The organism is Dongia soli (assembly GCF_034044715.1).
Taxonomy (GTDB): domain Bacteria; phylum Pseudomonadota; class Alphaproteobacteria; order Dongiales; family Dongiaceae; genus Dongia_B; species Dongia_B soli.
Map to the genome: position 1 here is coordinate 493,959 of NZ_JAXCLW010000001.1, position 12,646 is coordinate 506,604.

General features: G+C 60.3%; 10 protein-coding genes, 1 tRNA gene and 1 pseudogene. 7 read left to right on the forward strand and 5 right to left on the reverse strand.

Annotated elements, in window-relative coordinates:
- The first annotated feature begins 4 nt into the window (after positions 1-4).
- Together SMD27_RS02150 and SMD27_RS02155 are read left to right on the forward strand one after the other, a co-directional pair.
- Positions 5-1,015 (forward strand): FAD binding domain-containing protein, encoded by a 1,011-nt coding sequence (locus tag SMD27_RS02150; protein WP_320506692.1) that lies wholly within the window; start codon positions 5-7, stop codon positions 1,013-1,015.
- Positions 1,016-3,247: a xanthine dehydrogenase family protein molybdopterin-binding subunit gene (locus SMD27_RS02155; protein WP_320506693.1), complete on the forward strand. Its 2,232-nt coding sequence runs from the start codon at positions 1,016-1,018 to the stop codon at positions 3,245-3,247.
- 2 nt (positions 3,248-3,249) lie between these two features.
- Here SMD27_RS02155 and SMD27_RS02160 read toward each other — a convergent pair whose 3' ends face one another.
- Together SMD27_RS02160 and SMD27_RS02165 are read right to left on the reverse strand one after the other, a co-directional pair.
- Positions 3,250-4,563 (reverse strand): aspartate aminotransferase family protein, encoded by a 1,314-nt coding sequence (locus tag SMD27_RS02160; protein WP_379990971.1) that lies wholly within the window; start codon positions 4,561-4,563, stop codon positions 3,250-3,252.
- A gap of 28 nt (positions 4,564-4,591) precedes the next feature.
- Positions 4,592-5,665, reverse strand: coding sequence for a phosphotransferase (locus SMD27_RS02165; protein WP_320506694.1), 1,074 nt, complete (start codon positions 5,663-5,665; stop codon positions 4,592-4,594).
- A gap of 149 nt (positions 5,666-5,814) precedes the next feature.
- Between SMD27_RS02165 and SMD27_RS02170 the strand changes: the two genes are divergently transcribed.
- Positions 5,815-6,978, forward strand: coding sequence for an amidohydrolase family protein (locus SMD27_RS02170; RefSeq protein ID WP_320506695.1), 1,164 nt, complete (start codon positions 5,815-5,817; stop codon positions 6,976-6,978).
- A gap of 98 nt (positions 6,979-7,076) precedes the next feature.
- Positions 7,077-8,255, forward strand: a complete 1,179-nt coding sequence (locus SMD27_RS02175) for a RidA family protein (protein WP_320506696.1) — start codon at positions 7,077-7,079, stop codon at positions 8,253-8,255.
- A gap of 22 nt (positions 8,256-8,277) precedes the next feature.
- On the opposite strand, the gene SMD27_RS02180 is transcribed toward SMD27_RS02175, so the two are convergent.
- Complete coding sequence (locus tag SMD27_RS02180; RefSeq protein ID WP_320506697.1) at positions 8,278-8,448, reverse strand: hypothetical protein; 171 nt, start codon at positions 8,446-8,448, stop codon at positions 8,278-8,280.
- A 26-nt stretch (positions 8,449-8,474) separates the two neighbouring features.
- On the opposite strand from SMD27_RS02180, the gene SMD27_RS02185 reads away from it, so the two are divergent.
- Positions 8,475-8,768, forward strand: a complete 294-nt coding sequence (locus SMD27_RS02185) for a hypothetical protein (RefSeq protein ID WP_320506698.1) — start codon at positions 8,475-8,477, stop codon at positions 8,766-8,768.
- On the opposite strand, the pseudogene SMD27_RS02190 reads toward SMD27_RS02185, so the two are convergent.
- Both SMD27_RS02190 and SMD27_RS02195 read right to left on the reverse strand, forming a co-directional pair.
- Positions 8,765-10,249: pseudogene (locus SMD27_RS02190) on the reverse strand (DHA2 family efflux MFS transporter permease subunit); the annotation flags it as partial. The gene SMD27_RS02185 and the pseudogene SMD27_RS02190 overlap by 4 nt on opposite strands.
- Positions 10,250-10,433: 184 nt before the next feature.
- Positions 10,434-10,510: transfer RNA gene (locus tag SMD27_RS02195), tRNA-Arg, on the reverse strand.
- Positions 10,511-11,010: 500 nt separating this feature from the next.
- Between SMD27_RS02195 and SMD27_RS02200 the strand changes: the two genes are divergently transcribed.
- Entirely contained in the window at positions 11,011-11,955 is a 945-nt protein-coding gene (locus SMD27_RS02200) for a hypothetical protein (RefSeq protein ID WP_320506699.1), read from the forward strand.
- Between the two features lie 208 nt (positions 11,956-12,163).
- Positions 12,164-12,646 carry a xanthine phosphoribosyltransferase gene (gene gpt, locus SMD27_RS02205; protein ID WP_320506700.1) on the forward strand — a complete coding sequence of 161 codons (483 nt, stop codon included), beginning with the start codon at positions 12,164-12,166 and terminating at the stop codon, positions 12,644-12,646.

Sequence of the window (12,646 nt, forward strand, 5' to 3'; positions counted from 1 at the left end):
CGCGATGTATCCCTTCGACTATCAGCGTATCGACACGCAACAAGCGCTCAGCGCCGCGCAACAGGACCAAAGAGGTCAAACTGGCAAGCAGACAAGCTATCTCGCCGGCGGAACGACATTACTGGATCTCATGAAACTCGGCACGCTTGCGCCTGCAGTGGTCCTCGATATCAACGGTCTCGCACACGATTACGGCGATATCTCCTGGTCGGGCGATGAATTGAAACTGGGGGCCCTCGTCCGCATGAGCGCCGCTGCCGATCATCAACATGTTCGGACCGACTTTCCGGTTATAGCCCAGTCTCTGGAACTGGCTGCCAGTCCGCAGATTCGAAATATGGCCAGCCTCGGCGGCAACGTATTGCAGCGCACGCGCTGCAACTACTTCCGCCAACCCGGCTGGAGTGCCTGCAACAAGCGTCAGCCAGGCTCCGGATGCGCCGCCATCGAGGGCGTCAATCGCAAACACGCCATTCTGGGTGTCAGCGATCACTGCATCGCCGCCTATCCCGGCGACTTTGCCCAAGCATTGATCGCTCTCGATGCATCGGTCGATATTCTCGGCGCCAATGGCACAAGAACGATTGGATTCGATCAACTGCATCTCACGCCGGGCACCGAACCTGAGCGCGAGACTATCCTGCTGCCGGGTGAATTGATTACGGCGTTCCACGTGCCAACCGGCCCATGGACCAAGCGATCGCTATATCTGAAAATCCGCGACCGGGAATCCTATGAATTTGCCTTGGTCTCCGCCGCGGTTGCCATGCATTTAGAAGACAATGCCATCAAAGATGTGCGTATCGCTTTGGGTGGGGTCGCAACCAAGCCGTGGCGGGCTCGTGAGGCAGAGCGGCAATTGATCGGCAATCGGCCAGGCCTCCCGGCATTTGAGGCGGCCTCGAAGATTGCTTTCGCGGGCGCCATCACTCGGCCTGGCAATCGCTACAAAGCCGAACTCGGCCAGCAAACCCTGACCCGCGCGCTGCTTCAGCTTACCGAGATGGAGATTTAGATGGCCGCTACAGCCCAAGCCGTGATCGGAAAGGATGTTGCCCGGATCGATGGCGAGCGCAAAGTCACCGGCGCCGCCTCCTATGGCTCCGATTTCGCCTTGCCGGATCAAACCTATGCCTTTCTGGTGACCAGCACGATCGCACATGGCCGCGTCCGCCGCATCGACGAAGCTGCCGCACGCCGTGTACCGGGCGTCATCGCGGTATATACGCATCTCGATATGGCCGGCAAGGTCAAGCCAGGCAAGCTCATGGCCGACGGCGGATATATGGGAACGAGCATTCAACCTCTGACCTCCCCCGATATCCTGCATGACGGCCAGATCGTCGCCGTCGTGGTCGGCGAGACCTTTGAATCGGCGCGCGAAGGCGCTTACCGCCTGGATATCAGCTACCACCAAGCGCCGGCCAGTGCCGGCTTTGGCGATGCGGGCGTGGAGACTGTTGCCGCCGAAGAAGCATCGAAATCACATGAAGACCCCAAGATCGGCGATGCGGCAACGGCTTTCCAGCAAGCCGCTCTCCGTATCGATGCGTCCTACAGCACGCCGACGCAGCATCATAACCCGATCGAGCTTTTCACCACACTTTGCCATTGGTCCGATGGGAAATTGACCGTCTGGGAATCCTCCCAGAATGTCTGGGGCTATAAATATGGCCTGGCCGAGCAGCTCGGCATCGATCCCAACGACATACGCGTCGTCTCGCCTTTCATCGGTGGCGCTTTCGGGTCGCGCGGCTCGTTGACGCCGCGGACGGCGATCATCGCCGAGATCGCTCGGCAGTTACAGCGTCCGGTCAAGCTGGCGCCGACGCGCGACCAGGGCTTCACCATCGCCACCTATCGGGCGGAAACCCGGCACCACATGAAACTGGGTGCCACACTGGACGGGAAGCTCGTCTCCCTGTCCCATGAGGCATGGGAAGTCACCAGCCGGCCGGATAATTACATGGTGTCCGGCACGAAGGCGACGACCCGGCTTTATCGTTGCCCGAACGTCTATTCCAAGGTTTCCATCGTTCATGCTGACCGAAATACGCCCGGCTTCATGCGATCGCCGCCGGAACTTCCCTATCTCTTTGCCTTGGAGAGTGCGATTGATGAACTTGCCGTTGCAGCAGGTATCGACCCGATTGAGCTGCGGCGCATCAACGATACGCAGGTCGAGCCGATCAAGGGACTGCCCTATACCAGCCGTTCCCTGATGGCCTGCTTCGATGCCGGCGCCAAGGCTTTCGGATGGCATGACCGCAATCCAAAACCGGGTTCCATGCGCGACGGCGATTGGCTGATCGGCTGGGGCTGCGCCAGCACCATGTATCCGACGGCCGTCGCACCGGCGGCGGCCAAAGTGCGGTTGATGCCGGATGGCAAGGCGATCGTCCAGACCGCGGCGCATGATATCGGCACGGGCGCTTATACGGTGATCGGCCAGGTCGCAGCCGAGAGATTGGGCCTGCCGCTGGAGAATATTGAGGTCCAGATCGGCGATTCCGCCCTGCCGCCAGCTCCGGTTGCCGGCGGATCGAATACCACGGCCAGCGTTTGCAACGTCATCGCCAAGGCTTGCGACAGGTTACGACATCAGCTCTTTCAACAATCGAACGCTGCCAGCACGAAGGACATGTCAGCCATGTCACTGGCCTCAGTTCTCGGCGATCTGCCCAAGGAGGGCATGGAAGCCTATGCCGAGAACCTGCCCCATGGAACCAAACCGGACAGCATCGGCAAGCTCTATCAGGGTCATTCTACTTTAGCCGGCGGCTCGGAACTGAAAGACCGGATCCAGTTCGCTTTCGGTGCCGAATTCGTTGAATTGCGCATCCATCGCTTGACGAAGGAAATTCGCTGCTCCCGCCTGCTCGGGGCCTTTGCCTGCGGGCGCATCGTCAATCCGCGCACGGCTAGGAGCCAGTTGATGGGCGGCTTAATCTGGGGCTTGTCCTCCGCGCTCCATGAGGAAACCGAGATCGATCAGGCTTCAGCGCGCTACTATAACGACGATCTCGCCGAGTATCTTATCCCGGTGAACGCGGATGTGCGTCAGGTCGAGGTCCTCCTCGTCCCCGAGGAAGACAAAGCCGTCAACGATCTCGGCATCAAAGGCCTTGGCGAGCTTGGCAATGTCGGCACGAATGCCGCCGTCGCCAATGCGGTCTATCACGCAACCGGCCTGCGTATTCGCGATCTGCCCATCCGGTTGGAGGATTTGCTGGCTATGGAAATCTGACCTCAGATATCCTTCAGCACGTCGTCCATGGCTGCCAGGAACAGATCGGCATTTTCGCGGCTGAAGACCAGGGGCGGGCGGATCTTCAGGATATTCGCCCGTGGACCGGTTGCGCTGATAAGGATACGGCGGCGGCGCAGATCGTTCACCACGCGGGCGGTCTCCTCTGGTGCAGCTTCCTTGGTCGTGCGATCCTTGACGAATTCCACGCCAAGGAACAAGCCGGCACCCCGCACATCGCCAATGATGGAATGACGCATCGCCAGCGCCTTCAGGCCGTCGAGCAGATACGTGCCGACCATGCCGGCATTCTCCGCCAACCCTTCTCCTTCGATCACCTCCAGCACCGCGCGCCCCACGGCACAGGACACCGGATTTCCGCCGAAGGTATTGAAGTAGCGGGACTTGCGGCCAAATTCCTCGACCAGATGCGGCTGCATGACGGTGCCGGCGATCGGATGGCCATTGCCCATCGGTTTACCGATCGTCACCATATCGGGCACCAGATCGTGGCGGGCAAAGCCCCACCAGGCTGGTCCCACGCGCCCGAAGCCGGGCTGGACTTCATCGGCGATGTAGAGGCCACCGGCCGCCCGCACGGCTTCGACCGCCGGACGCAAAAAACCCTGCGGATCCGGGAAGATACCGTCACTGGAGAAAATGCTGTCGACGAGCAGCGCCGCCGGCTCGATCCCCTTGGCCTGCATATCGGCGATCGCCGCTTTAACGCCCGCAGCGAATTCTTGGCCAATGTCACCGCCGCCGCGATAGGTATCCGGCGCCGGCACAAGACGAACATGATCGCCCCGTTGCACGTAGTCGCCTAGCGATGGCGACAATTCGGCCACCGCGCTGGTCAAACCGTGATAGGCCAGCTTGGTAACGATAAAGCCGCTTCGTTTGGTGTAGGAGCGCGCGATCCGCAATGCCAGATCATTGGCCTCGCTGCCGGTGCAGGTGAACATGACATGCTGCAACTGAGAAGGAAACTTGCCGAGCAGCCGCTCAGCGTAATCAACGATGGTTTCGTGCAGATAACGCGTATGGGTGTTGAGGATGCCGGCCTGTCGGGTCAGCGCCTCCACCACCTTGGGGTGGCAATGCCCGACTGAGGCGACATTGTTGTAGACGTCGAGATAGGCATTGCCCTCGGGATCGTAGAGCCAGATGCCCTCACCCCGGACGATATGCAAAGGCTGTTCGTAGAACAGTCGATAGGCTGGCCCTAGCAGCTTCTCCCGCCGCCGGATCAGATCGGTATCGCGCGCATTGAGATCCCCTTCGCGGCCCGGGACATAGGCATTGACCATCGACATTCACTACCTCCAGCCGCCGCGCGGCGCGTTAAAGACCACAAATACGGCGCAGCCGCACCTGGGCTTGCGCCCGTGGCAAAGCAGCAAAGGCTTCGAGACCGGCCCAGGCCCGCGGTGCATTGCGCAGGATGTAGGCGCGATTCTCCGGATAGCGCGCAGCGCGCCAACTGGTAATGGTCGCCGTCGTTGCCAATCTTGCGCCGATCAGATCGTAGAGCAGGTCGATCTCTATCGGCTCCAACGGCGTGACCGCGTGATAGGCGGCAATGAAATCACCGGCATCAGCCAAGGGATCGCCCTGCACCGACAACTGGTAAGCGGCGGCGACAGCGAGATCGTTGATCAGAGGCGTATGCACCATATCGCCGAAATCGAGAATACCGGTGACGCGGCTATGATCTTGGGCATGAACCAACACGTTATGAGGATTGAGATCGTTGTGAACGATCTGCGCTCGCAATCTCGGCAAAGCCGGCGTCACGTGATCGTCGAAGCGCGTGAGAATTAACTCGACCAAAGCCCGCCGTGATGGTTCCTCGATGTAGGACAGCAGCTCCCGCATACGCCTGGCATTCTTGATATCCCAGAGCAGATCATGACCAGCCGCCGGATGAAAGAAACCGCGCAAAGCCAGACCGAGCTGAGCCAGTGCTGTTCCCAGATTGCGACGCAAGGCCGGACTGCTTTCCACTTGATGCAGCGGCTCGCCTTCAAGATACGAAAACAGCCTGACGATCATATGGCGCCCGGTGCCGTCGGGCAGCATATATTCCGGCACGCCGTCCAAGGTCGGGTAAATTCGCTGCACCGGCAGATCGGCATCGATCGCCGCGATATGCAACAACGCTTTGGTCTGCAGATTGGTGACCAGGGGATCTTCCGCCGGATTGGCAATTTTCAGCACATAGCTGACGCCGCTGGAGGTCTTGAGGCGAAAATTGGCATCCCGTTCACTTGTCAGACGCGTTGCCGTGACGACGATACCGAAGTGGGTTTTTGCGAGGCTCTCTGCCTGGGCCTCGGACAAACTGGGCGGTGGAGACGACAACAAGGCATTACTGCTCACGGAACTGGGTGCTTCCGGCTTACTGGGTATCCGCATTCCTTTTCCGGTGGCTGGTTCCTCGGCCGTTAGAATGATGTCGCTCAAATGGTTGCCGCCATTGCTTGATGATGATGATCACTCCCGAGTTATCGTATCGGGCCCGGTCGATCAAGATGCCGAATTCACATCGACCGCCGGGCATTCGGATGGCTGAGGATAACCGGCTAAATGCCGGGGAAATTGCCGCCGCTGATTTTGAGCGCGGTGCCGCTGATCCAGTCGCCGGATTTCCCCAGCAGATAGAGCACGCCATCAGCAATCGGCTGGGGCCCGCCGAAGCCCAGAGGATGGAACTGGCCGAACGCAGCGGCCTGCGCGTCTGGCTGGCCCCTTGGTATTCCTCGTCCCATTGGTACGTCGATAATCGCCATGAAGTGAAATTCGAATGGGACGAAAAGGCCGGCGAGCAGAAATTCATCCGCTCGATGGATCTCATCCGGCGAATCCAGAAGAACCCCAGCGGGCGGCTTTCCGGCATGGTCTATCCGGCCCAGATCGATACCTGCACCGAAGAGCTGTTGCGCGCTTCGGCCGCGGCCGCTACCGAACTCGGCGTGTCGCTGACTACCCACGCCGCGCAGAGCGTCATGGAATTCAATCTCATGGTGCAGCGCCATGGTAAGACGCCGATCCAATGGGCGCATGAGATCGGCTTCCTCGGCCCGTCAACCATATTGGGCCATGCGATTTTCGTCGACGAGCATTCCTGGCTGCATTGGTATTCCCGCGAGGATGTGAAGTTGCTGGCAGAAAGCCATACGACGGTCGCGCATTGTCCCACCGTGTTTTCGCGCTATGGCCAGCTCCTGGAAGATTTCGGCCGCTACCAGCGTGCCGGCGTTAATCTCGCCATTGGTACGGATACGGTGCCGCATAACATACTGGAGGAAATGCGCGCGGCCGCGGTGCTGAGCCGCGTTGCGGCTGAGAATGTCTTCACCGCCACCACGGAGGACATCCTCACCGCGGCGACGATTGGCGGCGCCAGGGCACTATTGCGAAAGGATATTGGCGCGCTCGCTCCGGGGATGAGGGCCGATATCGTCCTGGTCGATCTCTTGTCGCCCAGCATGCGACCGACGCGCGACCCGCTGCGCAGCCTGGTCTATGCTGCTGCCGACCGCGCCGTCAAAGATGTGTTTGTTGGTGGCCGGCAAGTCGTTGCCGACCGCAAGGTCCTGACCATGAATCACGACGATGCCTGTGCCGGCGTCGAGGCAGCGCAGATCCGGATGATGGAGAAAGTATCAAAGCTGGATTATGCTGGCCGGACGATCGAGCAGATCGCGCCGCTTAGTTTGCCACACTGACGGGATCGCCCCAGCGATGGAGATATCCGATAGAAAAGCGATATGCCTGGCCGCATGACCATTGGGACTGGCCCGTTGAGGTCAGTCATCAGCATGGCGTGCGTAGCGGCCAAATGGTCTGGGTGGGCGGGCAAGCTGACCTCACCGTCGAGGGTACGGTTCGCAATCCACATGATCTAAAGCGGCAGATCGCTAATAGCCTGGACTATTTCCAGCAGGTGCTCGAAGACCTGGATTGCCAGTTCGCCGATCTGGTCAAGCTGCTTTGCTTCTATGTGGATGACGGTTCGGTCGGCGAGGCGGCTTTCCTGGAAATGATGGCCGCCGCTTTGCCCACCGAGGTCCGGCCGGCGATGACTGCCGTTCCGGTTCCCTATCTCGCTTATCCAGGCATGGCGGTTGTGATCGAAGGTTATGCGATGCGCGGCATCGATGGCGCGGTGCTGCCGCGCCAAATCAGTGCGGCACCCGACCTCTCGCCGCTGCCCCCGCCCTTTGTCCAGGCCGTGCGCTGCGGTAAGATGATCTTCGTCAGCGGCCAGACGGCGATGGAAAACGGCCGGCTTGCGCATCCCGGCGACATCGTCGCGCAGACCAAACAGGTGATGCGGCAGATCGGCCGCGCTTTGGGCGAATTCGGTGCCGATTTCGACGATGTAGTGAAACTCAATCGCTGGTATTTGAGACAGGACAGCGTCGCGGATTTTGAACCGGCTGCCCTTGCCTGCGCCGCTCATTTCAACGAGCCGGGACCGGCTGCCACCGGCATTCCGATCCCGTATTTTCCACGCCAGGGCGAGGCGATCAAGATCGAGGTCGTGGCGATGCTGGGCGAAGATGGAAAACGGCTGCCGCGCCGCCATGTCTGGCCCGAGAGCTTATGGGATTGGACCGTGCATCTGCCCTATCGGCATGGCCTTAAATGCCACGACATGATTTTCCTCGGCGGCCAGGTTTCGCTCGACAAGCAGGGCCGTGCGGTCGATCTCGGCAATATGCGGCGCCAGGCAAGCCAAGCAATGACGCATATCGGCACCATCCTGCGCGAACTGGGTGCCGATTTCTCTGACGTCTGCAAGATCACCACGATGTATGAGGGACGCAGCGATGCGGGCGAGTTGCACGATAACCTGCTGATCCGTTCCTCGTTCTTCAGCACGCCAGGTCCGGCAACGACCGGGATTCCATTCCCCGCTTTGGCCTATCCCGGCATGATCATCGAGATCGACACCTTCGCCATGGCCGATCCGGACCCCGCCACTCGTGATGCTGGCTGAGCGATCAATGATCACGCGGATCTTAGCTCATGCTGGCCGGCTGACCGCCGGACAAGAGAAACGCGCGGATATTAGGATCGATCGACCGGTCGTTTTCCGCGAGCGAGCCGCATCGCGACAGCGCCTGTCGCATATCGATATTCTGGCTGATGCTGCTGCATTCGATGCCTTTCGAAGGTGCGACGCGAGCCATCGGATGTCTATTGGGACAATGTCTGGATGAAGAAGCCTCTCTGCATCGCCTACTGGGGCGGCTATCCGACGGAAGAGGAAATGTTCGCGCTTGGCTATGCGCCGAAAGCGCCTTGGAATGATACTTATTGGACCGAGGCAAAATTCGAATCGCTGCGCCAGGCGGCTGTTGCCGAGTTGGGCGGCGGAGCGCTGGTGGGTGGTCTGATTTACCGAAACCCCGTAGAACTTGTGAAGCGGGATTGTCATGGCATGACAATCCTGCCCGTTTTTTTGACCGGCAGGCTCATGCGCTTTCCGCGACCGGGAGTTCTGCGCTAGGAGCTTTCTGCCGCGCCCCGCTTCCGGCGAACATGCCCGCTTACCGCCGCGCCGTCTTCGGGCTTCAGCAGCAGAAAGCCCGGTATCGACAACAACGGAATGAGCGCGACCAGCAGGAAGGCCTTGTGGAAATCGTGCTCCGACAGCACCGCTGATGGTCGCGCGACGAATTCAAGCAGCATGGCGCTGAAGGAGACCCCGAAACTGACGCTGAGCTGCTGCAGCACACCGCCCAGACTCGTGGCTTTACTCAGCTGTCCCGCCGGCATATCGGCATAGGACAGCGTATTGGAACTCATGAATTGAAGCGTGCGAACCAGGCCGAAAATGCTGACATAGACGATGATCCACCAGCGCGGTGTCGTTGCGTCCATCAGCGCAAATCCCGCAATCACCACCGATGACATGATCGCACTGTAGAGCAGAACGCGGTCGAAGCCGAAGGTCTTCAACAGCCGTGTCGAGATGGGTCGGATCACCAGGGCGCCGATGCTGGTGACGAAGGTGAGCGAGCCGGATTCGATCGAGCTCATGCTGAAACCGACCTGCAACATGAGCGGCAGCAAAAAAGGCACGCCGTTCACCCCGATCCGACACAAGCCGCCGGACAAGGTACCGATGGTAAAAGATCGGAATTTGAACAAGGACAGATCGACCGCCGCGAAGCTGATCCCCCCGGCATGCCGGATGAAGGCAAACAACAGGAGGACGGCGATGGCCATGGCCGCGTAAAGCATCGGCGCTGAAATGACCGGCCGGCTCATATTCTCGATGCCGAATTGAACCAGCGCCAAGGCCGACCCGATCATCAGGAAACCCCGGATATCGAAGCGGGTGCCTCGGTCGCCGGGAAAATTCTCGACATACCGCAAAGCCAGGATGATGCCGACAATGCCGAAGGGCAGATTAATAAAGAAGATCCAGCGCCAGGAGACGTAGCTTGTAAGCAGACCGCCGAGTAGCGGGCCGATGACCGGCCCCAGCAAAGCCGGCAGGCTCATATAGATCATGGCGGTCACGAGCTCGCTACGCGGAAAACTGCGCAGCAGGATGAGCCGGCCGACCGGGGTCATCATTGCACCGCCCAACCCCTGCAGCGCCCTGGTCACTACCAGCATGATGAAATTCTGTGCCATGCCGCAGAGCACCGAACTGAGGGTGAAGACCACCAGGGACAAGATGAAGATCCGCCGCGCGCCGAACCGGTCCGCGAACCAGCCGCTGATCGGGATGAAGACCGCCAGGGTGAGCACGTAAGCCGTCACCGCCAGGTTCATCCGCAACACGCCGGTATGGAGTTCCACCGCCATTTGCGGGATGGCGGTGGTGATGATGGTGGAATCGATCTGCTCCATCAGGAAGGCAAAGGCGACGACCAAGGGGATGAGCAGCCGCAGACGGGGATCGCGCTGAGTGGCAAAAAGCTGCTCGGGCTGGTCTTGTGAAACGGTCATGTGGTGATGTGCCCGTACTGCTCTGTCCGGCGTCGATTGCGTTGGGGAGGGAAACCGGCGTGAATTCGATGAGCAGAATCGGCATCACCGCGGGCGATGACAACCGAGTATTCGGCATGGAAGGGTGGCGCGCCCGTCAACCGTGACGCCAAGGGTCCTTGAGGAAGTGCCGGTACGTTTCATCAGGACAGACTGGGGAAGCATCGAGCAGTGGCGCGCCCGAGAAGATTCGAACTCCTAACCTTCTGATCCGTAGTCAGATGCTCTATCCAATTGAGCTACGGGCGCACTGGCCGGGACGGTCGAGAAGGGGCCGGAAGGCCCGCCGTCCTCATTTCGGTGGCGGAACCTACACGTCCCACGACGCGCTGGCAAGCCCCGAATGCAGCTTCCTTGTAAAATCCGGTTAACGCGATGTAATCAACTGATCTGTTTCACTTTAATCGATTTAAACGGCGCCTGGGACGACCGTGCCCGGGCGGCATCGCCACCTGGGCCGCCCTATTCCCCCTGCCTCATTAGGGGGAAGGCGGTTGATTCTTTACCCAAAAACTGCCAAGAACTATTAATGAAGAATCGGCCATCGTCGACGGCCGCTTGGTGGGGTTCGGGCATCAATGAATAAGCTGGGGCAAATCGCGGTCCTGATCACCGCGGCGATGGCGTTGGGCGCCTGTCAATCGACGCAAAATTCAAGCAAATCAACGGCTTTAGATGCTACGACGGCATCGGGGGCTCCCTTGGGTGCGCCGACTGCTTCCGTCGATAACGGTGCGTCGAGCGGCCCCATGACGGCCGCACAACTGGATACGTCCCAGCCCGGCAAGCCGACCGGCACGCTGGTCGGCCAGCGGGTGATTCAATTCCGCGATGATCTGACCAAGCTGCAGCAGGGCGTGCAGGAACAGGCCACCCGGCATCAGCAGTTGCGGCAGGATGCCGAAAGCAATGCCGGCGGCTATCAGACGACGGTCGGGGCCATCAATGCCAAGCTGCAGCTGGGGACCACCCGGGGCAATCCCGGTGTCATCAAGGCCTGGCGCCAGGCGGAAAGCCAGCTGCGCGGCGTCGAGACCGATGTAGCACAGATGAACCTGCTGGCGAATGATGCAGCCAACAACGCCGCCTTCGCCTCTTACCTGCTGGATTCGATCCGCGCCGCCTATACCGCCTCGGGCGCGGTGGACGAGGATCACCGGCAATTGCGAATACTGGAAGATTCGACCCAGCAGACGGCGGTCTCGATTGATCGTCTTCTCAATCAGCTGAGCGACGACATCAACCGCCAGAACCGGTTCCTTGGCATCGAACGCAGCAATCTGACGCAGCTCTCGATGGCCGTGAATAACGGCGAGTTCTACGGCACGTCTTTGGCGGGCCGGACCGAGCCAGCCCCGTCGCCGGTCGCCCAGCCCGGTACCGGCCTCAGCTCCGGCCGGCCGCTGGTGGTCATCCGTTTCGACCGCAGCACGGTGAACTACGAACAGGCGCTTTATGAAGCCGCCAGCAAGGCGCTGGATCGCCGTCCCAATGCCGGTTTCGACCTGGTTGCTGTGGCGCCGGCCAGTGGCAGCCCGGCGGAAGTGGCCTTGAATAGCGATATCGCCCGCACCAATGCTAATAAGGTGATGCGGTCATTGTTGAATATGGGGCTGCCGGCCGATCGGGTGAACGTCACCCAGGTGACTGATCCCAATATTCCGACCAACGAGGTCCAGATCTACGTCCGCTGATTTGTGCCCCCTGGGGCATCGTGAGCGGCAAGCAAGTTAACCCTCTACGCCCTGACCGTGGTCAGGCGTAACCCCGAACCGGACCGGCGCTCAAAAGGCGCCGGTTTCGTTTTGCCGCCTCGACCATCTGCACCTGCATCTTGCCGGGCCAGTCGTCCTGGAGTAATCATCCCGGCCAATTCCCACCACCGCCAGCCGAGAGGGCCACATGTCCGTCAGTCAGCAGAAACACTTCCCGGTCTCCTGGGAGGAGCTGCACCGCACCGCCAAAGCCCTGGCCTGGCGCCTGATCGGCATCGGCGAATGGAAAGGCATCATCGCCATTACCCGTGGCGGCCTGGTGCCGGCCGCGATCATTGCCCGCGAGCTTGATATCCGCCTGATCGATACGGTCTGCATGGCGAGCTATTCCGACGATCACCGGCCGGGCGAGATCAACCTGCTGAAAGGCGTCGGTGGCGACGGCGATGGCTGGCTGATCATTGACGACCTTGTCGATACCGGCCGCACGGCGAAATATGTCCGCGAAATGCTGCCCAAAGCGCATTTCGCCACGATCTATGCCAAGCCCGCCGGCCGTCCCCTGGTCGATACCTTCATCACCGAGGTCAGCCAGGATACCTGGATCTATTTCCCCTGGGACATCGAGCCGCAATTCGTTCAGCCAATCGCCAAGATGAAGCGCAGCTGA

Bases quoted from the DNA above. Each gene is read 5' to 3' on its own strand.
- SMD27_RS02170 (WP_320506695.1), top strand. From the start codon at position 5,815: ATGGCTGAGGATAACCGGCTAAATGCCGGGGAAATTGCCGCCGCTGAT.
- SMD27_RS02200 (WP_320506699.1), top strand. From the start codon at position 11,011: ATGACGGCCGCACAACTGGATACGTCCCAGCCCGGCAAGCCGACCGGC.
- SMD27_RS02150 (WP_320506692.1), top strand. From the start codon at position 5: ATGTATCCCTTCGACTATCAGCGTATCGACACGCAACAAGCGCTCAGC.
- SMD27_RS02165 (WP_320506694.1), bottom strand. From the start codon at position 5,665: ATGCGGATACCCAGTAAGCCGGAAGCACCCAGTTCCGTGAGCAGTAAT.
- SMD27_RS02185 (WP_320506698.1), top strand. From the start codon at position 8,475: ATGAAGAAGCCTCTCTGCATCGCCTACTGGGGCGGCTATCCGACGGAA.
- SMD27_RS02160 (WP_379990971.1), bottom strand. From the start codon at position 4,563: ATGTCGATGGTCAATGCCTATGTCCCGGGCCGCGAAGGGGATCTCAAT.
- SMD27_RS02180 (WP_320506697.1), bottom strand. From the start codon at position 8,448: ATGGCTCGCGTCGCACCTTCGAAAGGCATCGAATGCAGCAGCATCAGC.
- SMD27_RS02155 (WP_320506693.1), top strand. From the start codon at position 1,016: ATGGCCGCTACAGCCCAAGCCGTGATCGGAAAGGATGTTGCCCGGATC.
- gpt (WP_320506700.1), top strand. From the start codon at position 12,164: ATGTCCGTCAGTCAGCAGAAACACTTCCCGGTCTCCTGGGAGGAGCTG.